Consider the following 26,337-nt stretch of genomic DNA (forward strand, 5'->3'; position numbering starts at 1 on the left):
GCTTATCAGTATATGAAAAGTGTTGGAGAGAAGGGTGTTAAGGGTACGGGTGAAGCTCTGGGTAATAAAGAAGTAGCAGTAGGAGAAGAGATTATTGCCCAAAGGGTACTGAAAGCAGAACTTGATTTAACACCAAAACTTACACCATACAAATCTTTAAGTAGGGGTCAGCAGAAAAAAATAAAAGAAAAGATTGAAAATCGTACAGTAACAAAAGAAGAATATAAAAGATATCAATGGGATAAAAGATTTTCAAAAAGAAGAGCTGCAGGGGTTAATGAATTTTGGAAGCAAGAAAAGAAAAGGATTTTAGATGGAGAACCTACAACAAGGGATTGGACTAATGAACAGATACAAGAGATTTTAAGAGGAAAAAAACTCAATATAATGGGCAATCAATAATTGGACATCATACTTACAATGCTATGAATTACCCACATATATGTAATAGAGGAGAATTAATTTATCCTGTAACTAGCAGGGAACATTTAAGGGGTTGGCATGGCGGAAGCTATAGTAAAAATGCACCTGGTAGACCTGTTAATCCAAATTATTTAGAAGAATTTTAATGGAAAGGAGAATAATAGATGAGTAAAATGGCAATTACAATAAGCTCTAATGGTCCATTTAGTAAATGTGTAGTACCATTAAGAAAGTACACTGGTTTAGGAATTACAGAGATAAAAAATAAAATTGAAAACAAAGATTTTTTTGCCGAAACAGATGCAAATGATATTGATGATATGGAAAATTTAAAGGGATTAGTTGATAACTTGTTGAAGTTAGATGCGGAAGTGAAAATATTTGATAGTGATGAATACGGTGAAGGGATTTTCGATTACCAAGAAATTTCTTACGGCGAATTTATAAATAATATTGACCGGTTAAAAGAAATTATGGAAGAATTACAGGATTACGATGATGCTTTGTCTGACGAAGTTTAATTGGTCTTAATAATTATTATTTTAAAAATATATGTTAAGAGTTTGTGTTAGTAAAGCAACATAAGCGAGTGATAAAGCTCATGGTTCTAAAACGATAAATACAAAAGCACATAAGAAAAATTGATGAAAAAGAATGTATTTTTGAAGTGGATAGAAAAATATATGGTGTTTGAAAATAGATACTCCATGATGGTTGTACCATCATAGAGTGTTATGTGCAATGATAGAATAGAAAATAAAGTACGAGCTTAGGCGAGATGACATTTTACCGGGCGATAAATATAAACACATGGAATGTATATTAAACTAACAAGCTCGTACAAACTCGTAAGTTTTAATATAGTATTTGTCATGATGTACAAAAGGCGTCATACTGTTACTACAAAACTTACAAATTTACGCTACTTAAAAACATATGAACTTAAAGCACTTGATTGTTAATTAAAGGCAACAAGTGCTTTTTTGCGTTTTAGCGTAGAAATTTAAAAGAGCATTATAATTTTATTAGTGCATTAAGTGTTAAATTTTTATTGTTGTTTTATAGATTGTAATGGCTATGTACAGTGTACGACGATAGTAGAGGGAAAACTAAAGGGGTGTATTATTTTTTGAAGTCATCGTAAAGTACGTTTTAACGGAAGGACAAGTACGTGATGGACTACAAGCGCTATTGTCCGATATGGCGAAAGTATTAATACAACGAGAACTAAAGAAATATGAAGTAGATGTGAAGGCGATTGAACAATCTATAGTATTTACACATGATCCAAATGACTTTTTGGTGAATGGCATGTTAGAGCTATTAGACCAATATTACCGTCTTGAGAAATCTTTTTCGACAAAAAAATAATATATCCCTTGACAGTTACAAATATAACAGATATACTTCATATTAATTTCAAAAGAAAATATATTCTAAATATTACAATGTGTTGAATAGGAGTAGTAAGGTCATGTATTTGTACAGAGAGCTATGGGTTGGTGTGACATAGTCAAATGACATCCTGAACTCGCCTAGGAGCAGTAAGGTGGAACGGAATCACATTCTTAGTAAATCTTAACGGTTAACCTTCGATATTAGGTTTGTAATCAAACGATTACTACTAAGGTGGATTCATAATGGAATCAATAAGGGTGGTACCGCGTTAAGTAAATGGCTTAGCGTCTCTTTATATAGAGATGCTAGGCCATTTTTTTATTATATGGAAGAAGAAATGGAGGGTTTATTTGGATAGGTCTATAAAATTTATTTATTTATATAAAAAGATTTAATTAGGAGGAAAATGAGATGAAACAGACGGAGCAATGGACTTCGAAATTAGGTTTTATAATGGCAGCAGCCGGATCAGCAATTGGACTTGGTGCGATATGGAAGTTTCCTTATATCGCTGGGAAGAGCGGGGGAGGAGCGTTCTTTTTAATCTTTATATTATTTACTGTTTTAATTGGACTACCGCTACTTATAGCTGAATTTATGATTGGACGCAGTACGCAGAAACAAGCAGTTGGAGCATTTAAAAGCATCGCACCAAATACAGGATGGCACTGGATCGGACGCCTTGGCGTTGGAACGTGTTTTATATTACTTTCGTTTTATAGTGTTGTAGGTGGATGGGTATTAATTTATTTATTCAGAGGAATAACAGGACAACTGATTATTCCAGGACAAAATTACGGTGCGTTATTTACTGAAACAATTGGGAATCCCACTTGGGCTATTATGGGACATTTCGCTTTTATGTTCATTACGATATGGGTTGTATCAAAGGGTGTACAAAACGGAATTGAAAAAGCAAGTAAATATATGTTGCCAGCATTGTTCGTTTTATTTGTCGCTCTTATTATTCGTTCGTTAACACTTGATGATGCAATGAAAGGTGTGAAGTTTTTCTTACAACCAGATTTCTCAAAGATTACTTCGGAAAGTATTTTGTTCGCAATGGGGCAATCATTCTTTGCAATTAGTATCGGGATTTCAATTATGGTTACGTATAGTTCCTATTTAAATAAAAAAGAAAGTTTACCAAAATCAGCAATAACAATTGTTGGATTAAATTTATTTGTTTCATTATTTGCAGGTCTTGCTATTTTTCCAGCCGTATTTTCATTAGGAATGGAGCCAACAGAAGGACCTGGATTACTATTTATCGTATTACCATCTGTATTTAGTCAAATTCCATTCGGTGGATTTTTCTTAACAGTATTTCTTGCACTATTTACATTTGCGACATTAACATCAGCATTTTCTCTACTAGAAACTGTTGTTTCAGCATTAGCAAATGGTGAACAAGAAAAGAGAACGAAATTATCATGGCTGATCGGTTTCGGCATTTTCTTAGTAGGTATACCATCAGCGTTATCATTTGGAGTATGGAGTGATATTACGATTTTCGGAAAGAATATTTTTGATGCAGTAGACTTCTTATCTAGTAATATATTAATGCCACTTGGAGCACTATTTATTAGTATTTTCGTTTCATTCAAAATGGAGAAGAAGGTACTAGAAGCAGAGTTTTTTGTAGGTGGAAATTATGGAAAGAAAGTATTTACTTGTTGGGCATTTTTACTTCGATTTGTAGCACCACTTGCAATAATTATCGTCTTCTTAAATGTAATAGGGATTATTTAACATTAAATGTTATAATATTCAGTAAAAAGAGAGGGTGATGATCATAAAGGCAAATTTGATAGAAGCAGGGAAATACATGAATATTAGAGGGAAAAAGCTATACGTTGAAACGCATGGAAATCCTAAAAATAAGCCAGTCTTATACTTGCATGGTGGTCCAGGAGAGAGTTGCTATGATTTTTCATTTCATCAAGCGGAACGTTTAAAAGATTCTCTATATGTAATTATGATAGATCAAAGAGGTGTTTGTCGTTCAGAAGTAATTTCAGAAGAAGAACCTTTTGGACTAATTGATTTAGTTGAAGACGCTGAGGAACTAAGAAAAGCATTACAAATTGAAAAGTGGTCTGTAATTGGACATTCTTTCGGTGGCTATTTAGCATTGTTATATGCGTCGATATATCCAAGTTCAATAGAGAAAATAATATTTGAAGGGCCAACTTTCGACTTTGCATTAACAAGTAGAGCTTTGTTGCAAAAGACAGGGCATTTATTAAAAAAGCATGGAAAAGAAGAAGTAGCAAAAGAGTGCTTTGCTTATTCATCTAGCAATGCTAGTTCAAAAGAGTTGTTAGAAGCTTATATAAGACTAAGCAATGAATTAGAAGAAAAAAGAATGGAGATTTACAATAATAAGGAAGATAGGACAGATGAGAGTTTATACAGTGATGAAGAGTGGGAAGTATTTTCAAATCGCTCTCAAATTCATTTTGATAGATTAAAATTAGAGGGCTCATGTCATACGTCATTATTATATAAAATAAAAGAAGTACAGAATCAAATGTTATTAATTGTAGGAAAACGTGATGTAGTAACGTGTGAAGAACAAATTAAAACATTTAATAAAGATGCCCGAAACGGCAAGTATATCGTATTTGAAGAGAGCGGTCATTCACCTCATTATGAGGAAGCAGATAGGTTTGCAGAAACAGTCATATATTTTTTGAAATGAAGAAAAGGGTGCTTCTATAAATGAGGAGCACCCTTTCTATATTTCTGGATATGTGATTGTGATGTTAGGCCACTTACTTTGCCAATTCTTTTTTATAACTCTGTTTTTGTACATATGTAATCGTTCTTTCGATTCAAGAAAATGAGCTGTTGGTCTCACTTGTAAGGAAAGGACATCTTCAATACCACATGGGGCTGTTAATATGACGTTGTTTAGTTCATCAAGTGTAACTCCTAAAGCTGTTGCTGTTTCAGGAAATTTAGAAATAGCATCAACAGAAGAAGAATATGGTGGCATATTATTCACTACATGCATACGAGCTTGATTTTTTACAGACCAAGGGATAGTAGCATCAATATTCATTAATTTCGTTTCTAATGATTGTTCGTATATCTCATCTTGATGTAGACTATCATAATAAATTACATCAACATCAGGCATAGCCGTTTTAGCTTCATAGTCATGTAAAGTATCCCAAATTTTAGAACGAACAAAGCCGGCACAAACCCACCAATCAGGTAACTCTAGTGATTTTGCCATTTGTAATACATTCATCATCCATTCGTCGTTTTCTATTAAGCGAATGATATCTTGTTCTGTTTGTATAGTCATTTGTTATCTCACCTGCTTTTTTTTAGAGAGTAAATTTAATTCATAAGCTTTATAATCCATGTAATCCAGTAAGCACCTGGTATGAATAACAGTTGAGCAAGTAATGTACCAAAAAGTCTAGAAATCATTAGCCAAGCATACATTTTACTCATTGCTTCAGCACCTTCTTCTGATTGAAGAGCTCGCTCTGTTAAAAGAGCAATACGTGGATCTAGTAGCACTGTTAATAAAATAGTAGCAAAACCATTAATAAGACCAGAAGCTGTAGTGGCTTTTGTTGCGAAAGCTGGAATTAAAAAAGAAGCATATAGTGCGGAAAGAACCCCCGCTGTATAAATTGCAGTAGCGAACATGTTAATAAGCATTATACGCTTTGGAATACCGCCGATACGCAATCTATGAATCATTTCTAACTTTGGAAAGCGGACATATTTTTTTGTGTACTTTAATTTTTGAATGTTATTCGTTTTCATCATTCGAATGAAAGAACCGTCTGTTTCAAAGTTTTGAATGACATATCCAAATAGTTTTGTCAAAGTTGGATACAGTATAATCGCAAGCAATGTACCGATAGAAGCAGATAATAGTACAAGACGTATAATATGCTCTAAATCAATAGAAGGATCTAGTTTTGCTTCGTCAACAATCCCGCCAAGTAAAAAGGCTTGTAGTAAGTTTGATGTTCTTGAAATGAGTAATACGATTCCTACGACGGATAATGCGACAGCAATCTTCTTTAAACGAACCCCGGCTAATCGAATACTATAAGAGCTTGTTTCAACTGCGTGGATCACAATTGTGAAAGCCATTATAAAAATTAACGTAATTGACATTTGTTTCACCAGTTTCTATTAAAATAATTGTAACTTTTTTACTGTATCATATCTATCGTATTTTGTAACTGAAAGTATGTGACATATGGAAAATGATTTTTCGAAAAAATAGATAATGATAGTATAATAGGGAGAAGTGGAAGAGATGTTAGCAGTTATTTATACAGCAAATTAAGTGGAGGAATGAAACATGTATAAAACATTTCTATTTGATTTAGATGGAACTTTAACGGATCCGAAAGAAGGGATTGTAAACTCGGTTTTATATGCATTAAAAAAAGTAGGAATTGAAGAAGTACATGTAAGTGAGTTAGATTCATTTATAGGTCCTCCTATTCAGCAATCATTCATAGAGAGATATAATATGAGTGAAGGAGAGCTTGAACGTGCTGTTTTTTATTTCCGTGAGTATTTAAAGCAGCGTGGATTGTTTGAAAATAATGTATATGAGGGGATTCTGAAGCTCTTGCAACAATTAAAAAGTTCAGGGAATCGCATATTTGTAGCAACTTCAAAGCCCACTGTATTTGCGAAACAAGTTATAGAGTATTTTCAATTGACGAATTATTTCGAAGATATCATTGGAAGTAATTTAGATGGTACAAGAATAAAAAAAGATGAAATAATTGCTCATATTTTACAAACAAATGAAGAACTAAATAAAGAAGAAATGATAATGATCGGTGATAGAAAGCACGATATAATAGGTGCGAATCAGAATGGAATTGCTTCAATTGGTGTTTTATATGGCTATGGCTGTGAGAAAGAACTGACTGAAGTTAGTGCGACTTACATAGTGAAAGATGTTGAAGAACTGTATCATTTTTGTGTAGAAAAAAGTTTAATAAATTAGTAAATATAGATGCTAGCAATCCCTTTATAACGTATGATGAGGAATTCGTTTCTGTTTAAAGGGATTTTTCATATGTAATCGAATATTTATAATTAGACATTTTTAGCATGAAAAAATTGTATGAATAAGAGGAGGGATGTCAGAATTAAAAGATTAGTAGAAGTTTATCGATAAAATTTAGAATATTCTGTTTAATGGAGGGGTAAAATTGGAGTTAGTTATTATATTATTAGCACTAAGTTTACTTATGTTCGTAGCATACAGAGGCTTTTCTGTTATTCTATTCGCACCGATATTTGCATTATTTGCAGTATTTTTGACAGAACCTAGTTATGTATTACCTTTCTTTTCTAATATCTTTATGGAGAAAATGGTTGGATTTATAAAGTTATATTTTCCTGTGTTTTTATTAGGAGCAATATTTGGAAAAGTAGTGGAAATGTCAGGAATTGCAGATTCTATCGCAAAAACGATTATTGAGTTAGTTGGTGAAAAACGTACTATATTAGCGATTGTATTAATGGGGGCTATTTTAACGTATAGTGGTGTTAGTGTGTATGTAGTAGTGTTTGCTGTTTATCCGTTCGCAGCTAAGTTGTTTCGACAAGCTAATATTCCAAAACGTTTAATCCCTGGAACGATTGTTCTTGGAGCAGTAACGTTTACAATGGATGCGCTACCTGGATCACCACAAATTCAAAATGTAATACCTACAACATTTTTTAAAACGGATATTTATGCTGCACCGATACTTGGGATTGTAGGAGCAATTTTTGTTCTTACATTAGGTTTACTATATTTAGAGAGTAGACGTAAGAAGGCAAAAGCAGCAGGTGAAGGATATTTTGGTTTTAATGATGGAAATACTGAAATGGCAGCATCTTTGCAATTAGAACAAAAAAATATGCCATTAATTAATAACATTGAAATCACAAGAGCACAACAACTTATTGCATTTATACCACTTATTTTAGTAGGTGTAATGAATAAAGTGTTTACTATTATGATACCGAAGTGGTATCCAAGCGGTTTTGATTTTTCTGCAATTGGTATGAAAGCATTTGGAAAAGTAGAATTAAGTGCAGTAGTAGGAATCTGGTCTGTAGAATTGGCACTTATTATAGGGATCTTAACAACGTTATTATTATATTGGAAGCGAGTAGTAACAGGTTTCCAAGCTGGATTGAATACAAGTATTGGTGGAGCACTACTTGCAACGATGAATACAGGAGCTGAGTTTGGATTCGGTGGTGTCATTGCAGCACTTCCAGGCTTCGCAATTATGAGAGATGGTATCTCTGCTACTTTCACAAATCCGTTAGTGAATGGTGCAGTAACGACGAATATTTTAGCTGGAATTACAGGCTCTGCATCAGGAGGTATGGGAATAGTATTAAGTGCAATGGGAGATAAATTTATTGCAGCGGCCAATCAATTTGATATTCCATTAGAAGTTATGCACCGTATCGTATCAATGGCATCAGGAGGAATGGATACACTACCGCATAACGGGGCTATTATTACTATTCTTACAGTAACAGGATTAACACATAAACAGTCCTATAAAGATATATTTGCTATTACAATTTTGAAAACGGTTGCTGTATTTTTAGTTATCGCGTTCTATACTTTAACAGGACTCTATTAAACATTCGAATCGTAAAGATTCATCAAATCGATAATTTATATCATAAAATATTAATTAGCATAAGAAGGGGTGGAGTACTTGCAAGAAGTTTCTGAGTTTCGTATGCCAAAGTCGGTATTATATGGAAGGAATTCGCTTGAAAAACTGGGGGAACAATCAAAAAAGTTAGGGAAAAGAGCTTTTATAGTTACTGATACAATTATGGAGAAATTAGGATATGTTGAAAAGTGTATACAACAACTAAATAAGAAAAGTATTACTGTTAGTACATATAATAAAGTAGATGCTGAGCCTACAAATATACACGTATTAGAAGCGTTATCTCTTTGTAAAGAGGAAAAGTGTGATTTTATTATCGGTATTGGTGGTGGAAGTTGTATTGATGCTGCGAAAGCAGTAGCGGTTTTATATACAAATGGTGGAGAAGTTGAGGATTATGTCCAAAAGGATATTGAAATAGAAAACAACCCACTACCACTTATTGCAATTCCAACAACTTCTGGTACTGGATCGGAAGTTACAAGTGTAGCAGTAATTACGAATAAAAAAACAGATGTAAAAATGATGATGAAGCATTCTAGTTTTATACCGAAAGTAGCAATTATAGATCCAGTTTTGACAAGTTCATTACCACCACAAATTACGGCAGCAACAGGGATAGATGCGTTATGTCATGCAATTGAAGCGTATATTTCTAAAGTTTCACAACCACTTACAGATGTACTAGCTCTTTCAGCTATTGAAAGTATTATGAAATATTTACGTATAGCATATGAAGATGGACGTAATATGGAGGCAAGAGAAGCGATGATGATTGCTTCCTTACAAGCTGGAATTGCATTTTCTAATGCATCAGTTACATTAGTTCATGGAATGTCAAGGCCAGTGGGAGCATTATTTCATGTACCGCATGGAATATCAAATGCCATACTATTACCTACAGTGTTAGAGTTTACAAAAACAAGTGCAATGAAAAGGTTAGCAAAAATTGGACGTAGTTTAAATAAGGATTTGTATTCGAATTCTGATGAGGAAGTAGCAGACTACACGCTTGGTGAAATAAAAAAACTTTGCTTTGATCTTCGTATTCCAAATTTAAAAGAATACGGAATCGATGAAATTGAATTTGAAAATGCTATTTCTAAAATGGCATCAGATGCAATTGAAAGTGGTAGCCCAGCTAATAACCCACGTGTTCCATCATATGATGAAATCAAAGAGCTGTATCGAGAGTGTTTTAATTATAAGTATAAAGAATTTATAAAAACATCAGATTATTAATTTCAGAATATTCTATAAAAATTTCCTTGGAAATGAAAGTAGAATTATTCTTTATTATTTCCGTATTTTCCGTTAAAACAAGACTTTATATTCCAAACTTAAAGTCTTGTTTTATTATGTATAATATACATAATAAAACATTGTTATTAGTTTTATAAAAATAGTTTAGGTAGGTGTTTGTATGAAAACGATAGGTCTTATAGGTGGTATGAGTTGGGAATCAACTTCTGAATATTATCGAATTATTAATGAAGAAATAAAAGAGAGATTAGGAGGGCTACATTCAGCAAAATGTTTGATTAATAGTGTGGACTTTGAAGAGATTGAAAGATTCCAGTCTAGAGGAGATTGGAATGGAGCAGGTGAAGTTTTAGCGAATGCGGCGTATTCATTACAGAAGGGAGGAGCAGACTTTATAATCATTTGTACAAATACAATGCATAAGTTAGTTGGAAAAATAAAGGAGAAAATTGATATTCCAGTCTTACATATTGCCGATGCAACTGCAAAAGAAATTAAAAGAAAAGACATTCAAAAGGTTGGTCTGCTTGGAACTAAATATACAATGGAGCAAGATTTCTATAAGTCACGTATTGAAGAGCATGATATAAAAGTAATAGTACCATCAGAAAAAAATAGAAAAGAAATAAATAAAGTAATATATACAGAATTATGTTTAGGAAAAATAGTATCTCAATCTAGAGAATATTATAAAAGAGTCATCGAAGAGTTAGTGCAAAAAGGAGCACAGGGAATCATATTAGGTTGTACAGAAATAGGGTTATTAATAAAGCAAGAAAACGTATCTGTCCCGATATTTGATACGACTCATATACATGCAATTGAAGCAGTCAAGGTAGCTCTAGATAAATAGATTATAATTATATTATGTAAACTTAATTCATATATCTGGAAAACATTCAGAAAATATTTTATAATGTAAGTGGTTACATTTAAGGGGGAATGCGTATGTTTTCAGTTCAACCAATCGCATTTGTACATAATGAAAGAAAGGAAATAAAAGATGATGAGTGGGGAGAAGTAAGATCCCGTATAACTTTAACTGAAATGTATGCAGAAGAAAGTATACAAGGGATTGAAGATTTTTCCCATATTGAAGTTGTTTTTTATTTTCATAAAGTAACTGACGAGCAAATTCAGTATTTTGCTAGACATCCTAGAAATAATAAAGATTATCCTGAAGTAGGTATTTTTGCACAGCGCGGAAAAAATCGCCCGAATCGCATAGGTGTAACAATTGTAAAGGTGATCAAAAGAGAAGGTAAATCAATTATTGTTGAGGGATTAGATGCTATTAATGGTACTCCTATATTGGATATAAAACCAATAATGAAAGAGTTTATACCGAAAGAAGAAATACACCAGCCTAAATGGGCAACGGATATAATGAGACAGTATTGGAAGGGGAATGGAGTAAAATGAGAATATATGAGGCAACAATTGCAGATTTAGATGGACTAGCATCAGTTTTTAATAACTATCGCATGTTTTATAGGCAGGATTCTGATTTAGAAGGTGCAAAAGTATTTTTACGAAATCGAATTGAGAAAAAAGAGTCCGTTATTTTCGTAGCAGTTGAAGACGGCGAATATATTGGGTTCACACAACTATATCCATCATTTTCTTCCATTTCAATGAAAGAATTATGGATTTTAAATGATTTATTTGTACAAGCGGCGAAGCGTGGAGCCGGAACAGGTAAAAAATTATTAGAAGCTGCTAAAGAATACGCCTTAGAAAATGGAGCAAAAGGTGTAAAATTGCAAACGGAGATTGATAATTTATCAGCACAACGATTATACGCTGAAAATGGTTATTTGAGAGATAATCGTTATTTCCATTACGAATTAACGTTTTAAAAAATTAAGTTGAAAGAGGCATTTTCAAGAAAAAGAATTTCTTTGTAATGAGAAATTCTTTTTTATTTTTGCCTAAATTAAAAAACAAGACAATAAAAACGATATTTATTTATTGTTAAACAATAAATGATGTGATAAAATTATGTTGTCATTAAATAAGTGAGGTCTTGTAAATGAATCTTAAACGAAGTTCAACAACGTTCTTAAAAGTAATTATTTTTCTTGCTGGAATTTCAGTGCTTGCTTTATGCATATTTTTAGTGCCGGAAATGGCGAATTTCGCAGCGAATTTGTATCCTAATATTACTCTGATAAAATATCTTGTTTTCATTGTGATGTATGGAGCAGCTGTGCCTTTTTACGTTGCTCTTTATCAGGCTTTCAATCTTTTACAGTACATTGATGAGAACACAGCGTTCTCGGAATTATCTGTAAAGGCGTTAAAGAATATAAAGCGCTGTGCAGTTACAATCAGTGGTTTGTATGTATTAGGTTTACCACTTTTTCATTTTATAGCGAAAAAAATGGACCCTCCTATTGGGTTAGTGGGACTCATTATCGTTTTTGCTTCGCTCGTTATTGCTGTTTTTGCTGCTATCCTCCAACGACTTCTACAAGAGGCAATTAACATAAAATCAGAAAATGATTTGACGGTCTGAGGTGGCGGATATGACAATCATTATTAATATTGACGTCATGTTAGCAAAACGAAAAATGAGTGTAACGGAGCTTTCGGAGAAGGTTGGAATTACGATGGCGAATCTTTCTATTTTGAAAAATGGGAAAGCAAAAGCGGTTCGTTTTTCAACATTAGAAGCGATATGTAAAGCTTTGGAGTGTCAGCCAGGGGATATTTTGGAGTATAAAAACGATGAGAATACTCAATAAAAAAAGATAACAAATGTAAATAATAGAAGTCAATAAAGAAGGGATAGCCACTAAGCTATTCCTTCTTTACGTTAATTGCTGTTACTAATAAAAAATAAAATTTGAATTGCAATGTTTGCGTATCAAAAGGGAACTTGCTACCTTTTGAGGTAATCCGTTTTGTGGAAGACAATTATTTGCCAAAAAGGCTATTTTAACTATGTTTTAAATTATTTTGAGTGCATCAAAATCTTCATTTGTATTATAGTTGATTTAAAACCCAGTTTGTTGCATCTTCAAAGTTATCTGCAATGTAGTTTGGTTCAATATGTGCCCATTTGTCTCGGTACGTATGCAAAGCATCATACCCAGCGCCTGTTCGGACTAGAATTGTTGTCGCATTTACTTTTGCTCCTGCAACAATATCAGTCCAGCGATCACCAACTACAGCACATTGTGTTAAATCAAGCCCATGTTTTTTTGCTGCTTTAAGCAGCATGCCTGTACTTGGTTTACGGCATTCACAACCATCACCGTGTTTATGAGGACATACATAAATATCATCAAAACCGAAGCCTTCTAATTCTTGTACAAAATCGGCTACAGTTGCTATTCCATCTGCGATACCAGGTTGATTTGTGAAAGAGAAAATTTTTATATTTTTAGCTTTTAGTTTTTGCAAGGATGTTTTTGTGAATGGAAATAATGTAAAAGATCCTGGATAATGTATTGTAGTGTCACCACCAATTGTACCGTCACGATCAATGAAAATTGCTTTAATGTTTGTCATAGTTATAGTCCCTTCAATTATAAGTAGTTTAAAAATGTTTTACAAATCGGTAGCCATTTACTTCATACCCTAATTTTTTGTAAAAAGGATGAGCTTCTACTCTTTTTGTTCCACTAACTAGCCATGTGCCAATGCAATTATGTTTCTTTGCTAATTGCTCTGCATAATCCATCAACACTTGTCCAATGCCTTTCCGTCGTATGTTAGAATCGACGCTAATAATTGAAATCTCTCCATAACGTGTTACATCTTCTAAATTTTCACGTATACGAAATCCAAGTAATCCAAATATAGCTTCTTCTTCTTCTTCGTAAACATATAAAAAATCAAACGGACTCATTTGTACGAATTGTAATCGATTGTTCATATCTTCATAGGAAATAGAGGAACCTTTTAATTCTTTCGTTAAAGAACAAAGTGCGTCTATATCATCTATCGTTGCTTCACGAATTTGAAAAGACATATTATCCACTCCAATAAAATGTAATCAAACATTTAATATTCTGTTAAACAATGTTTTTTCCTGCTATGAAAATAAATATTTTATAATGATATATAGATAGTTATATGTTATTCTTTTCCTTGATTGTATTGGAAATGGAAAGAGGGGAAATGCATGTTAGAAGTAAATATCCGCTCAGCTGGATATGAAATAGGCGAAGAAACAATTCATAATATAGCTTTTTCTATCGAAAAAGGTGAACTAGTTGCTCTTATTGGAGCAAATGGTGCTGGGAAGAGTACGACGATAAAAACGATGCTCGGATTACTTGTAAATATGGACGGTGAAATATCATTCGGTAAAAAGAAAAATCCGTATGCATACGTGCCAGAACATCCAACATACTATGATTACTTGACGCTCTGGGAACATATTGAATTATTAATGGCTGCTCGTGGAAGTGAAATGGGAAGCTGGGAAGAACGAGCGGAACAATTATTACATACTTTTCGAATGGATAAGCATAAACATGAGTATTTATCAAAGTTTTCAAAAGGTATGAAACAAAATCGATGCTAATATTGGCGTTTTTAACTGAGCCAGATTTTTATATCATTGATGAACCCTTTATCGGTTTAGATCCAGTAGCTACGAAAGAGTTTTTAAGTTATTTATATAAAGAAAAAGAGCGCGGAGCAGGAATTTTACTTTGTACGCACGTATTGGATACTGCTGAAAAAATTTGTGAAAGATTTTTACTCATTTCACAAGGTACATTAGTCGCAGATGGACATTTAGAATCTATTCAAATGTTAGCGGAAATGCCGGGTAGCTCATTACTAGACTGCTTTGATGTAATCGTAAGGCGTGAACAACATGATTAAACAACAATTTTATAAAAGATTACGCCATGAGCTTCAGCGGAAGTGGAAGTCTATACGTTCGGTAACAGATTGGACAGTCGCATTATATATTATTATACCAGCATTTATATTTATGGGAATCTATTATAGGTCACTATGGATAAATGAATTATCAACGGAAGAGACGATTTATTTCGGATTAGGATTACTCGCATTTTATCTAGTAACATATCCGAGAGGAGTTCGTTCATTTTTTGAGCAAGCGGATAGTTTATTTTTAATTTCGTATGCAACACATATGCAAAAATTAGTCCAGTATGGCATGATGTACACATTTGTTCGAATAGCGATAACGAATATAATATTAGTCGTTATTATGTTACCGGTGTTGATGAAAAGTATCGGAGTAACAGAGATACAAGTCCTATTATTTTGGGTATTCTTTACTATATTTCGATTTATGATGTCGTTGTTAACGAGATTTATTCATGTACATGCGGAGAAACGATGGGTTTTATGGATTGTAAAAAATGTAGTATTTTCTATGAGCGTGTCCTTTTTGGGAATTAGTTTATTTTTTATTTATAAAAATCCATTTTATTCAATTCTATTTATCGGTTTAGTAATTTTCTTAAGTAGTGTATTAGTAAAAGCGAAAATGAATTATAAAAAGTTCTTTTTTAAAGAAATTAAGAAAGAAAAGGAGGAAAGCATGCGCTGGACGAGCGGAATTATGCAAGTTGGTGGTCATGCGGCTAAACCGAGTAGTTCGAATAAAAAACCGTGGATGTTTCCGTACTCTAAAAGACTATTAGGAAAAAAAGCTGATTCTCGTATTGTCGAATCTTTTTTGAAAGAATTTTTCCGTACAAGTACTGCACGAATATTTTATATTCAAATTGTATGTATCAGTACTGCAAGTATAATTATGACTCCTAGGTGGATTGCAGCTATTGTTCTCGTATTTGCTGTAGTTGCAATTTCTCGCTATGCACGTGATTATTGGAATGAATTTACGAATAAGATGTTTCTTCATTTATATTGTGATGAAGGGAACTTACTTTTGTTAAGATGGAAGGCAAATCGTTATTTACTACTACCAGCAATACTTTTGTATGGAATAGTTATACTTGCCCAGTTTTATTTATTGCCAGCTGTGATTGGTGGCATTATTTTTATTTTATTAATTGTATGGATTGTATTTTTACCATTAAAAAAGAGCCATTGACGGCTCTTTTTCTAGTCTGTAACACATTGATAAATAAAATATACTAAAACGAGTATGCTTGCGGCGGAATACATGACATCTAAAGTCATTCAAGTGCCTCCTCAATATTGTGGTATTAATATTGTATGAAATCTTACAATTTCATATTCAAGTGAAAAATATGTGAACGTTAACAAAATTGTAAAGTGCAAAAATTATAATCATTTTGTATAATAGAAGAAACCACCGTTATATAAAAAATAATGAGTGAAAGGGGAGGGAACATAAATGCCAAATTGGTTTAGAAAAACCTTAGTCGCATTAATTACCGTATTTACATTTGGTTTAGTGACGCCTCCTTCCATATTGCTTGATAATGCCAAAGCTGCGGACAAGCCTACGAGCACAGCTGGGCAACAAAATTTGGAGAGTACGTCCTATACATATGAAGAAACGAATGACAGGTTAACCACCGATACTTTTATTACTTATGCGATGCAAGAAGCAGAAAAACAGTCGATGCAAAAGTTTGGTACTAAAATTGGCCCAGTAATTGAAGATGAATTTAAAGATGTAATATTACCAAAGATTGAAGAGGCAATTGCTGAACTTGCCAATGATGTACCAGCGGAGTCATTGCAATCATTAGCGATTTCTCAAAGACCAGCTGGTGGAAATAATGAAAAGATTTTTCACGTCTACGATACGCAAACAGGAAATGACTTATTGCGTTTCCATGTAAGAAGAGATCATCCACCGCAAGATGGTTATTATTTTAATTTCCACTATCATCGTTTTGATGATGGATACTCTGGACATCATGAGTTAGGGAATATTTATTGGAATACGAATGTACCGCCAAAATGGCTTTCTTAAAAAGAACAAGAGAAAATCTTGTTCTTTTTTTATGTTTATAGAAGGGTAAGACAACTATGGTGTTGAATATGATAGGTTTAGAAAAAAAGCAGCAAAGGGAGTATGGGAATGCAAAAATATATTGTTTTTGACTTTGATGGCACATTAGTAGATTCACAAAATATATTTGTACCAATTTATAATCAACTTGCTGAAAAACACGGGTATAAAACGGTAAGGGAAGAAGAAATTGAGTATTTACGTAAATTAACGATGTCAGAGAGATGTAAACAACTCGATGTACCACTGTACAAACTACCGATATTAGCGTTAGAGTTTTATAAATTATATCAGCCTGCTATAAAAGATCTCGTTTTATTCCATGGAATGAAGGATGTATTAGATGAACTACATAAAAAAGGATACGGTATTGCGGTTATATCATCTAATTCAGAAGAGCATATTCGAGCATTTTTACAAAAGAATGATATAGAAAATATACAAGAAGTGTATTGTTCTAAAAATTTGTTCGGTAAAGACAAGATGATAAAAAGATTTTTAAAATCGAAAAAGATAACAGAGCAAGATATGTTATACATTGGTGATGAACAGCGAGATGTAGCAGCTTGTAAAAAGGCTGGGGTGAATGTAATTTGGGTATCTTGGGGATATGATGTTATTGAAACAGTGAAAAAAGACGCACCCGATTATATGGTTCATAAGCCGATGGAAATTGTGCAAGTAGTACAAGGAGTGTATTCATCATATTGAATTTTGAGTAGCAAATTTAGAGGAATCCATTTCTTATTATGATAAGTTGTTTCCGATAATTGGATGGAGAAAGTTAAATGAAGTAGCATATAGCACGGGAGAAAGTGAAATATACTTTAAAGAAGTAGATGAGGAAATCGTAAGGACGTTAGGTCCTAGACATATTTGTTATCAAGCTATTCATAGAGAAGTAGTTGATGAAGTAGCAGATTTTCTTTCTAGTACGAAAGTGAAGGTAATACGTGGTCCAATTGAAATGAATCATTATTCAGAAGGGTACTATACGATTGATTTTTACGATCCGAATGGATTTATTGTAGAAGTAGCCTATACACCAAATGCAGAAATGTAAGGGGAATAGATATGAAGATAATTACAGCACGGCAAAACAATATACAAATTGTAAAAGATGCAGCGAATATTGAAGAAATTTCTAAAGGTTTCTCTCCAGATAAGAAATATGTAATTACGAATGCAAATAATGAAAAATATTTATTTCGGACAGGAGATATAAAAGAGTATGAAAGAAAGAAAATAGAGTTTCAAATTTTAAATGAAATGGTAAAACGTAACGTACAGGCACAAAGGCCAATTGAAATAGGTATATTGGAAGAAGAAGGTGTATGCTATAGTATTTTTTCATATTTAGAAGGGGAAGATGCGAAGAAGCTATTGCCTACGTATTCACCAAAAGAACAATATGATATTGGCATAGAGGCAGGAAAAGATTTAGCAAAAATGCATACATATGAAGCTCCTAATGATATACTTCCATGGCATGAAAGAGCAATGAAAAAACATAGTAAATATTTAGAAGCATACAAAACATGCGGAATAAAAATAAAAAATGATGATAAGATTATTAAGTTTATAGATGAAAATGAAATGTATGTAAAGGATCGCCCAAATCGATTTCAACACGATGATTTTCATTTAGAAAATATAATTGTACGGGATGGGAAATATGTAGGTGTAGTTGATTTTAATGGTTATGACTGGGGCGATCCACTGCATGATTTCGTGAAAATTGCACTATTTGCAAGGGACATTAGTATTCCGTATTCAATCGGACAAATAGAAGGATACTTTAATAGGAGAATACCAGAGGAGTTCTGGAAATTATATGCGGTGTACGTTGGCATGACAGTTTTCTCATCAGTTGTCTGGACATTAAGAGCAGCACCACATATGTTGGATGATATGTTAGAGCGTCTTCATATTGTATTGGAAGATCATAAAAACTTTGAGTTATCAAAACCAAGTTGGTTTCAACCAGATAAGATTGATATGAAATAGAAAAGGTAGGTGTGATTCGCACCTACCTTTATTTTTTACCATTCTTCATTTTGAAGTAGTTGTAATGCTAACTTTAAATCCACATCTTCTTGTATATGTTCCGGAGTCCATGGAATATGTATATGAGGTTGTATTCCAATTCCGGACATTCCTTTGCCTTTATCTATAATAGAAAGCCGTGAAGTAGGATAGTAAAGAGTGAACGTACCAGCCCATTCCATTACTGCTAAATTAGAATAATCATTTAAACCAGCAGTAGGACGACCTATTACTTTTACTTTCGGTGATTTTTTTGTTGCTTCTACAAAAGAATCACCAGAGCTTCCACATGTAACATCTGTTAATACGGCTACTCTACTTGGTGTTGTTCGTCCGTGTATTTTTAAAGTTTGAAGTTCTTTTGGTAGTCTAGATGTATCAAATGTAACAAGGCCCTTTTTATAATTCTCTTTTAAATCGTGAATAAACATATCGGCGACTAACTTTGAAAGGTCGTCGGAAGAATCGTAATCTTCTTCAAAGTCTTGCATTCGTAAATAATAATTTCGTTCTGTATGATTTAATTGCAGTGTATTTGAAGAGTCGAAAAGAGAAATTTCTTTGTCTTCAAATAAGTAAGGAAGTATGTTGAAAAATGCATCATCACTTCCACCACGATTCAATCGCACATCTATAATTAAGTTTTGAAAAGAATCCAGCTCGTTTTTGTATGAGTCGATTAATTGATTAATAGCTGCAGGATTTGCAAAGTCAGTTAAAGTAATTAAGAGTGTATCTTTATTGTACTTTTTTAATGAATAGATAGGTGTGTATTCGCTTTGTTTATATTTTTGTAAAGAAATGGTTTCGGTTACTCCATCTTTATCTATAAGTGTACAATTTGATGATTTTAATAAAACATAGGCCCATTTTTCACGCTCATATGTATTCTCATTTACATACTTTTTATACTTTATTAATAGCTCAGGAATTTTCATATTATCTAATGCAACGATAGTTTGTCCTATTTTTACTCTTTTTTCTTGTGAAGTAGATGTAATATATAGGTGATCTTCGTATCTTTTCACTTGGAAGCCAACACTGTTAAGAGGTTGATCGTTAGAGCTCATTTTGAAAAACATATGATTGTCTTTGAAGTCTAATAAGTAATCATTTACAATTTCAGTGAATTGTACTGGTGTTAAATCTCTTTGCTTCTCTAGTTGCTCAATTGTTTGTAAATATGTAGTAGGATCATCCCATCCTTTTTTATCAATACAACCGGAATAATCGTGATGAGTAATCGAAACAACTTCTTTGAAGATTTCTGTGTACAATGCTTTTCCTCCTTATAGTTTAAATAACTAAATAAAAGGATTCCTTGTTCTATACGTAAAATCCTTTATTTGGATGAGAATATTAATATAAAAATAGAGGGAAGTGTATCTTCCCTCTATTAAAATAATTATTTAATTTTCTTAAATGTAAGCGGCTGTGTACTTAACATAGCAGGTACATGTAACTGAAGGGATGGGAATTCACCACTTATATTCATTTCATAAGCGAATAATAAGCTCATTTTCATTTGGAATAAGTCAACTTTTGCGGAGAAGATGTCGTAATGATGATGCCCTAATTGAATATCCATTTCCATAAATTGTACATATAACGAATCATCTCGTTTGTATACTTGTAATGTTCCGTATGCAGGATGTTCAAAAGTACCAGTATAATCCTCTAACTTGTGCGAAGGTGTAGTCCCTTTAATTTGTTCAGGGAGGGATTCAGTTGCTTCTTTCATCATTTCCTTCATTTTTTTAGTATCTTCTACAGCACGTTTATGCCAATCAATGGATTCTAATTCAAGTAGTTCGTCATAAATTTGATTAGCGAGATAAGTAGGAAGTAATGTTCCTCCAGCATTCGTTAAAATGACAAGGCCTATGTTTTCTGTTGGTATGAATGAAACAAGCGCTGAAAATCCATCGATATTACCGCCATGATGAATCACTTTTTTACCACGATAAGCGCTAATAAACCAACCAAGACCGTAACTATTTAATGGAGATTCAGGGAGTGATAAAACCGGTTGGTCTGGAATTGAATTGTGTGGTGTATACATTTGTTGTAATAATTCAGAGGAGATTAATTCATGATCTCCAAATTTTCCTTCATTTAAGTGGAGAAGTACCCAATTTGCCATATCTTCAATTGTGGAATTAATACACCCAGCAGCGCCAACTGTATCGATGTTACGGAATGGAACTGCTTTTATTTCACCGTCATTTTCAATGTAAGGTAAAGCATAATCATCTGTAGTTTGTGAATCGTTAACAGAGAAGTTTGTATGTCTCATATTTAAAGGTTCTAAAATATGTTCTGTAGTGTATTGCTCCCACGTTTGATTTGTAATGTTTTCAACAATGTAGCTAATTGTTGCATACATTAAGTTGTTATATAGAAATGCAGTCCGGAACGGTGCATCAAGTGGTAAATGTTTTATTTTTTCAACGAGATCTTTTCGAGATAAGGAAGAGCTATACCAAAGAGCCTCATGACGACTCACTCCAGTTCGATGAGAAGCTAAATCCCGTCCTGTAACTTGTGAGCTAGCAAGTAGTTCAGATAAAGTAAAGTTAGGTATATAAGACTGGATAGGGGTATCCCAATTAAACTTTTTTTGCTGTGCTAACAAGCTTAATGAAAGTGTGCCAAATGCTTTCGTTGAGGAACCGATTGCGAATCGAGTATTCGGTGTAACAGCCTCTTTTGTTTCTATATTACGATAGCCGAAACCTTCTGAAATAATAACTTCACCGTCTTTTATAACAGCGACAGCAGCACCAGGAACATTTAAATCCTTCATCATTTTTTCAACCGCTGTTTGTAAAGAAGTCATAACAGGCGTTTCAATTTTAGACATACTTCTAACCTCCAAATATAAATTTTGTTCTACCGCACTATACTTTCGGTAATAGAAAATGAAAACCTTTTTAAATTTGGAAAGTTAATAATTTTGTAAGAATTAGCGGAAGAAATTTTATTAATTAGGATTATTAAATTTACCATTTTTCATGTTATGATAAATTGCATATACGATTGAAAGAAGGTTTTCCTACATATGAAACATGCTGAAAATGAATACTTAAATTTATGCCGCCATGTAATGGAACATGGTACGAAGAAAGAAGATCGTACAGGGACAGGAACTGTATCTGTATTTGGATATCAAATGCGTTTTGATCTGAGTAAAGGATTTCCTTTATTAACGACAAAAAGAGTACCATTTCGCCTTGTAGCAAGTGAACTACTTTGGTTTATGAAAGGTGATACAAATATTCGCTATTTATTGCAGCATAATAATAATATTTGGAATGAATGGGCGTTTAAGAGCTGGGTAGAAAGTGATGAGTATACTGGTCCTGACATGACGGATTTTGGTCTTCGCTCACAACAAGATGAAGAATTTAAAGTACAGTACGATGAGCAGATGGAATTGTTTAAAAAGAACGTTTTAGAAGATGATGATTTCTCAAATAAATATGGTTATTTAGGAGACGTTTACGGTAAACAGTGGCGAGCTTGGAAAACGACAGCTGGTGAGACACTTGATCAATTAAAAGATGTAATTGAAATGATTAAAAAAACACCAGACTCACGTCGTTTAATCGTTTCTGCTTGGAATCCTGAAGACGTACCAAGTATGGCATTACCCCCTTGTCATACATTATTCCAGTTTTATGTAGCGGATGGGAAACTTTCTTGTCAGCTATATCAAAGAAGTGGTGACATATTCCTTGGAATTCCATTTAACATTGCAAGCTATTCACTGCTAACACATTTAATTGCACATGAATGTGGTCTTGAAGTAGGAGAATTTGTTCATACAATTGGTGATGCACATATTTATACAAATCATTTTGAACAAGTAGAAAAGCAATTGGCACGTGAACCACGTCCATTCCCGAAACTTACATTAAATCCAGATGTGAAATCTGTTTTCGATTTTGAAATGGAAGATTTAACGATTGAAGGATACGATCCGCATCCAGCAATTAAAGCACCGGTTGCAGTATAATTGTAGAGGAGATGAAAAAATGATTGTTTCATTTATGGTCGCAATGGACGAAAATAGAGTAATTGGTAAAGATAATAATTTACCTTGGCGTTTACCGAGTGAATTACAATACGTGAAGAAAACAACGATGGGTCACCCGCTTATTATGGGAAGAAAGAACTATGAAGCGATTGGTAGACCGCTGCCTGGAAGACGTAATATTATTGTAACTCGTAATGAAGGATATCACGTTGAAGGATGTGAAGTTGTTCATTCTGTAGAAGCAGTATTCGAACTATGTAAAAATGAAGAAGAGATTTTTATTTTTGGCGGAGCGCAAATTTACGATCTCTTTTTACCATACGTAGACAAGTTGTATATAACAAAAATTCATTATGCATTTGAAGGAGATACATTCTTCCCAGAAATGGATATGACAAATTGGAAAGAGATTTTTGTAGAAAAAGGTTTAACAGATGAAAAAAACCCGTATACGTATTATTACCACGTATATGAGAAACAACAATAATAAAGAAGATTGATGTGAGAATTCGCATCAATCTTTTTATTTATATTCACCAATATAAGTTTATAGATGAGATTCGATAGTGCTATAATGATAGGTAGCATGTAAAAATGCTAAAATTTTCAAAAGTACTAATATAGAAAGAGGAGGAGAATCGATTGAGAAAGATATGGGGGATTCTTTTTCTTTGCTTAACATTCATGTTAGTTGGATGTGGTAAAGAAGAAAAACCACAAGAAGCGTTTGATACATATGTAAAAGCGTGGAATAAACAAAAATTTGCAGATATGTATGATCAACTATCAAAAAATGCAAAAAAAGATATTTCAAAGAAAGAATTTACTGAGAAATATGAAAAAATTTATTCTGGTATCGAAGTGAAAGACTTAAAGGTAGAAACAGGGGAAGTAAAAGAAGATAAAAAAGATGAAGGCCCTGTTCCTTTTAAAGTAAGCATGGATACAGTTGGTGGTAAAATTACTTTTGGCCATGAAGCAAAAATGGTTAAAGAAAAAGATGGAGATAAAGAATCTTGGAAAATAGATTGGACTCCTGATTTTATTTTCCCTGGCATGACGAAAGATAGTAAAGTGCGTATGCAGACAACACAGCCAAAACGTGGTGAAATATACGATCGTAATGGAAAAGGTCTTGCAACAAATGGGAAAGCTTCTGAAATCGGATTGATTCCTGAAAAGTTAGGCGATACTGCTCCGCAAACGAAAGAAACAGTAGCGAAGTTATTAAATATGTCTGTAGAAGAAATTGATCAAAAATTAGCTGCTAAATGGGTAAAACCAGGGTATCTCGTACCAATTGGAATTTTGCCTGAAGGGGCAACGCAAAATACGTACATTGATTTACCAGGTGTTTCAACAAAACCTGTAAATGTTCGTACATATCCGTTAGGGGAAGCGGCAGCTCATCTGACTGGTTATATTGGAAAGGTAAATGCTGAAGATTTAAAAACGCTACAAAAGAAAGGCTATCAAGCTGATGACCCAGTTGGTAAAGCTGGTTTAGAGCAAGTATTAGAGGAAAAGCTACGCGGTAAAAAAGGTGGCCGTGTCTTTGTAGAAGATGCGCAAGGAAAAGAAATTAAAAACTTGGCAAAAACAGATGCTGTTGATGGAGAAAATGTAACTTTAACTATTGATAGTGCTGTTCAAGAAAAAACGTATAATGAAATGAAGGGCGAAGCTGGTTCAAGTGCAGCAATCAATCCGAAAAGTGGAGAAACAATTGCACTAGTAAGTAGTCCAGCATATGATCCTAATTTAATTGCACGAGGAACATCGAAAGCGCAACGCGAAGCTTGGAATAATGATCCGAAAAAACCGATGACGAATCGCTTTACACAATTATCGGTACCAGGTTCTGTATTTAAACCAATTACAGCTGCAATTGGTCTTGAAACGAAAACAATCGATCCAAAAGAAGAGTTGAAAATTGAAGGATTAAAATGGACAAAAGATTCTTCTTGGGGTAATTATTATGTAACGCGTGTGAAAGATGCAAATCCGATTGATTTTGATAAGGCGATGAAATACTCGGATAATATTTACTTCGCACAAGAAGCTTTGAAAATCGGAAAAGACAAGTTTATGAGTGAAGCGAAAAAATTCGGATTCGATGAGAAACTACCAATTGAATATGGATTCCCTGCTTCTAAAATTGCAAATGACGGTATTAAAAATGATATTCAAATGGCAGATACAGGATATGGACAAGGACAAGTATTAATGACTCCTCTTCATTTAGCTTTAACGTATGCGCCAATTGTAAATGATGGAACGATTCCATCACCGTATATTATTAAAACAGATAAACAACCAAAAGCTTGGAAAGAAAATGTAATTTCTAAAGGAAATCAGGATATATTAAAAACTGCTATGACGAAAGTAATTAATGATCCGGATGGTACAGGGAAAATTGCTAAGATTGATGGAATGACTCTTGCTGGAAAAACAGGTACAGCGGAATTAAAAGTATCTAAAGAAGCCGAAGGAAAAGAACTAGGCTGGTTCGCTGCATTTGATTTGAATTCGCCAGATATGGTCATTACAATGATGATTGAAGATGTAAAAGGTAGAGGTGGAAGTAACATTCCAGCTGAAAAAGTAAAACATGTTTTTCAAAAATAATATGTAATAAAAGGCTATCTCTATAATTTATAGAGGTAGCCTTTTTGTATGAGAAGTCTTAATATCTGTATACTAAATTTTAGAGAAACAAAATAAATCATTAACTTACGAAAAAAAAGTAGCTATTTTTTATTGACATTGAATAAAACTTTTTGTATTATACTTACATAAGGTAAGTTATTAACTTTTAAAAAACAAATCTTGAATTGAAGATAAAGAGAAAAAAGGGAGAGAATACAATGACAAAAGTACTATTTATCACAGCAAATCCAAATTCAGCAGAAGGTTCTTTCGGAATGGCAGTAGGGGAAGCTTTCATCGAGGCTTATAAAAACGAGCATCCACAAGACGAAGTTGTAACAATTGATCTATTCAATACTACTGTACCAGCAATCGATGCAGATGTATTTGCTGCTTGGGGTAAATTTGCAGCAGGTGAAGGCTTTGAAACTTTAACGGAAGCTCAACAACAAAAAGTAGCAGCAATGAACACAAACTTAGAAACATTTATGCATGCAGATCGTTATGTATTCGTAACTCCAATGTGGAACTTTAGCTATCCACCAGTAGTAAAAGCATACTTAGATAACGTAGCAATCGCAGGTAAAACATTCAAATATACTGAAAATGGTCCAGTCGGCTTATTAGAAGGTAAAAAAGCACTTCACATTCAAGCAACAGGTGGCGTATATTCTGAAGGAGCATACGCAGCTGTAGACTTCGGACGCAATCATTTAAAAACTGTATTAGGATTTGTCGGTGTAAATGATACTGATTATATTGCAGTTGAGGGTATGAATGCAAACCCTGAAAAAGCACAAGAAATTAAAGAAGCGGCAATTGCTAATGCTCGTGAATTAGCAAAACGTTTCTAATATAGAATGCTTAAAAAGTCCAAACACTTGCTG

26 protein-coding genes, 4 pseudogenes and 1 other annotated feature are annotated in these 26,337 nt (G+C 33.3%); of the genes and pseudogenes, 24 read left to right on the forward strand and 6 right to left on the reverse strand.

The window, feature by feature from the left end; genetic code table 11:
- The 6 genes and pseudogenes from IBT51_RS20725 to IBT51_RS20745 all read left to right on the forward strand — a co-directional run.
- A pseudogene (locus IBT51_RS20725) lies at positions 1–402 on the forward strand (hypothetical protein); the annotation flags it as partial.
- A 23-nt stretch (positions 403–425) separates the two neighbouring features.
- Positions 426–569 carry a hypothetical protein gene (locus IBT51_RS27125; protein WP_012680183.1) on the forward strand — a complete coding sequence of 48 codons (144 nt, stop codon included), beginning with the start codon at positions 426–428 and terminating at the stop codon, positions 567–569.
- 18 nt (positions 570–587) lie between these two features.
- Positions 588–944, forward strand: coding sequence for a hypothetical protein (locus IBT51_RS20730; RefSeq protein ID WP_088023256.1), 357 nt, complete (start codon positions 588–590; stop codon positions 942–944).
- A 649-nt stretch (positions 945–1,593) separates the two neighbouring features.
- Positions 1,594–1,770: pseudogene (locus tag IBT51_RS20735) on the forward strand (recombinase family protein); the annotation flags it as partial.
- 97 nt (positions 1,771–1,867) lie between these two features.
- Positions 1,868–2,116: a binding site (T-box leader), on the forward strand.
- A gap of 116 nt (positions 2,117–2,232) precedes the next feature.
- A complete protein-coding gene (locus IBT51_RS20740) occupies positions 2,233–3,573 on the forward strand; it encodes a sodium-dependent transporter (protein WP_088023259.1) in 1,341 nt (446 codons plus the stop codon).
- 76 nt (positions 3,574–3,649) lie between these two features.
- Positions 3,650–4,525 (forward strand): alpha/beta fold hydrolase, encoded by an 876-nt coding sequence (locus IBT51_RS20745; RefSeq protein WP_200458593.1) that lies wholly within the window; start codon positions 3,650–3,652, stop codon positions 4,523–4,525.
- A gap of 36 nt (positions 4,526–4,561) precedes the next feature.
- On the opposite strand, the gene IBT51_RS20750 is transcribed toward IBT51_RS20745, so the two are convergent.
- Positions 4,562–5,137 (reverse strand): nucleotidyltransferase family protein, encoded by a 576-nt coding sequence (locus IBT51_RS20750; RefSeq protein ID WP_087980963.1) that lies wholly within the window; start codon positions 5,135–5,137, stop codon positions 4,562–4,564.
- A 35-nt stretch (positions 5,138–5,172) separates the two neighbouring features.
- Positions 5,173–5,970 carry a lipid II flippase Amj family protein gene (locus IBT51_RS20755; RefSeq protein ID WP_000028911.1) on the reverse strand — a complete coding sequence of 266 codons (798 nt, stop codon included), beginning with the start codon at positions 5,968–5,970 and terminating at the stop codon, positions 5,173–5,175.
- Between the two features lie 190 nt (positions 5,971–6,160).
- Here IBT51_RS20755 and IBT51_RS20760 point away from each other — a divergent pair, with 190 nt between their 5' ends.
- From IBT51_RS20760 to IBT51_RS20795, 8 genes are all read left to right on the forward strand, one after another.
- Positions 6,161–6,823: an HAD family hydrolase gene (locus IBT51_RS20760; protein ID WP_200458592.1), complete on the forward strand. Its 663-nt coding sequence runs from the start codon at positions 6,161–6,163 to the stop codon at positions 6,821–6,823.
- Between the two features lie 208 nt (positions 6,824–7,031).
- Positions 7,032–8,471, forward strand: coding sequence for a GntP family permease (locus tag IBT51_RS20765; RefSeq protein ID WP_000424326.1), 1,440 nt, complete (start codon positions 7,032–7,034; stop codon positions 8,469–8,471).
- A 78-nt stretch (positions 8,472–8,549) separates the two neighbouring features.
- Positions 8,550–9,752, forward strand: coding sequence for an iron-containing alcohol dehydrogenase (locus IBT51_RS20770; RefSeq protein ID WP_200458591.1), 1,203 nt, complete (start codon positions 8,550–8,552; stop codon positions 9,750–9,752).
- Positions 9,753–9,933: 181 nt separating this feature from the next.
- A complete protein-coding gene (locus tag IBT51_RS20775; RefSeq protein WP_197241466.1) occupies positions 9,934–10,626 on the forward strand; it encodes an aspartate/glutamate racemase family protein in 693 nt (230 codons plus the stop codon).
- A gap of 95 nt (positions 10,627–10,721) precedes the next feature.
- A complete protein-coding gene (locus tag IBT51_RS20780; RefSeq protein ID WP_000493251.1) occupies positions 10,722–11,195 on the forward strand; it encodes an SAM-dependent methyltransferase in 474 nt (157 codons plus the stop codon).
- Complete coding sequence (locus IBT51_RS20785; RefSeq protein ID WP_001223866.1) at positions 11,192–11,632, forward strand: GNAT family N-acetyltransferase; 441 nt, start codon at positions 11,192–11,194, stop codon at positions 11,630–11,632. The genes IBT51_RS20780 and IBT51_RS20785 overlap by 4 nt, the downstream gene beginning before the upstream one ends.
- Before the next feature lie 173 nt (positions 11,633–11,805).
- Positions 11,806–12,291 (forward strand): DUF2975 domain-containing protein, encoded by a 486-nt coding sequence (locus IBT51_RS20790; protein WP_053564614.1) that lies wholly within the window; start codon positions 11,806–11,808, stop codon positions 12,289–12,291.
- A 10-nt stretch (positions 12,292–12,301) separates the two neighbouring features.
- On the forward strand, positions 12,302–12,520 hold the full coding sequence (locus IBT51_RS20795) for a helix-turn-helix domain-containing protein (protein ID WP_000152534.1): 219 nt from the start codon (positions 12,302–12,304) through the stop codon (positions 12,518–12,520).
- 241 nt (positions 12,521–12,761) lie between these two features.
- Here IBT51_RS20795 and IBT51_RS20800 read toward each other — a convergent pair whose 3' ends face one another.
- Together IBT51_RS20800 and IBT51_RS20805 are read right to left on the reverse strand one after the other, a co-directional pair.
- Positions 12,762–13,289, reverse strand: a complete 528-nt coding sequence (locus IBT51_RS20800) for an HAD-IIIA family hydrolase (RefSeq protein WP_000181782.1) — start codon at positions 13,287–13,289, stop codon at positions 12,762–12,764.
- A 28-nt stretch (positions 13,290–13,317) separates the two neighbouring features.
- Complete coding sequence (locus IBT51_RS20805; RefSeq protein WP_016081796.1) at positions 13,318–13,752, reverse strand: GNAT family N-acetyltransferase; 435 nt, start codon at positions 13,750–13,752, stop codon at positions 13,318–13,320.
- Between the two features lie 153 nt (positions 13,753–13,905).
- On the opposite strand from IBT51_RS20805, the pseudogene IBT51_RS20810 reads away from it, so the two are divergent.
- From IBT51_RS20810 to IBT51_RS20835, 6 genes and pseudogenes are all read left to right on the forward strand, one after another.
- A pseudogene (locus IBT51_RS20810) lies at positions 13,906–14,615 on the forward strand (ABC transporter ATP-binding protein).
- Positions 14,608–15,822, forward strand: coding sequence for an ABC transporter permease (locus IBT51_RS20815; protein WP_088023276.1), 1,215 nt, complete (start codon positions 14,608–14,610; stop codon positions 15,820–15,822). Before IBT51_RS20810 ends, IBT51_RS20815 begins: the two are co-directional and overlap by 8 nt.
- A 267-nt stretch (positions 15,823–16,089) precedes the next feature.
- Positions 16,090–16,677, forward strand: coding sequence for a YpjP family protein (locus IBT51_RS20820; RefSeq protein WP_088023278.1), 588 nt, complete (start codon positions 16,090–16,092; stop codon positions 16,675–16,677).
- Positions 16,678–16,785: 108 nt separating this feature from the next.
- Complete coding sequence (locus IBT51_RS20825) at positions 16,786–17,427, forward strand: HAD family hydrolase (protein WP_140155659.1); 642 nt, start codon at positions 16,786–16,788, stop codon at positions 17,425–17,427.
- Positions 17,414–17,779, forward strand: a pseudogene (locus IBT51_RS20830) (VOC family protein). The gene IBT51_RS20825 and the pseudogene IBT51_RS20830 overlap by 14 nt, the downstream one beginning before the upstream one ends.
- Before the next feature lie 11 nt (positions 17,780–17,790).
- Positions 17,791–18,723, forward strand: a complete 933-nt coding sequence (locus IBT51_RS20835) for an aminoglycoside phosphotransferase family protein (RefSeq protein ID WP_065228780.1) — start codon at positions 17,791–17,793, stop codon at positions 18,721–18,723.
- A 35-nt stretch (positions 18,724–18,758) separates the two neighbouring features.
- On the opposite strand, the gene IBT51_RS20840 is transcribed toward IBT51_RS20835, so the two are convergent.
- Positions 18,759–20,039: a S41 family peptidase gene (locus tag IBT51_RS20840; protein ID WP_088023287.1), complete on the reverse strand. Its 1,281-nt coding sequence runs from the start codon at positions 20,037–20,039 to the stop codon at positions 18,759–18,761.
- A gap of 128 nt (positions 20,040–20,167) precedes the next feature.
- A complete protein-coding gene (locus tag IBT51_RS20845) occupies positions 20,168–21,625 on the reverse strand; it encodes a serine hydrolase (protein WP_144465451.1) in 1,458 nt (485 codons plus the stop codon).
- Positions 21,626–21,823: 198 nt separating this feature from the next.
- On the opposite strand from IBT51_RS20845, the gene IBT51_RS20850 reads away from it, so the two are divergent.
- From IBT51_RS20850 to IBT51_RS20865, 4 genes are all read left to right on the forward strand, one after another.
- Positions 21,824–22,780 carry a thymidylate synthase gene (locus tag IBT51_RS20850; RefSeq protein WP_000679600.1) on the forward strand — a complete coding sequence of 319 codons (957 nt, stop codon included), beginning with the start codon at positions 21,824–21,826 and terminating at the stop codon, positions 22,778–22,780.
- A gap of 19 nt (positions 22,781–22,799) precedes the next feature.
- The gene (locus IBT51_RS20855; RefSeq protein WP_200458590.1) at positions 22,800–23,288 is read left to right on the forward strand and encodes a dihydrofolate reductase; all 489 of its coding nucleotides are present in this window, start codon (positions 22,800–22,802) and stop codon (positions 23,286–23,288) included.
- Between the two features lie 155 nt (positions 23,289–23,443).
- Entirely contained in the window at positions 23,444–25,429 is a 1,986-nt protein-coding gene (gene pbpC, locus IBT51_RS20860; RefSeq protein WP_016098466.1) for a penicillin-binding protein 3, read from the forward strand.
- 239 nt (positions 25,430–25,668) lie between these two features.
- On the forward strand, positions 25,669–26,304 hold the full coding sequence (locus IBT51_RS20865) for an FMN-dependent NADH-azoreductase (protein ID WP_000170028.1): 636 nt from the start codon (positions 25,669–25,671) through the stop codon (positions 26,302–26,304).
- Positions 26,305–26,337 lie beyond the last annotated feature (33 nt).

It is taken from the genome of Bacillus sp. S71, assembly GCF_016625265.1.
GTDB classification, from domain to species: Bacteria; Bacillota; Bacilli; order Bacillales; family Bacillaceae_G; genus Bacillus_A; species Bacillus_A cereus.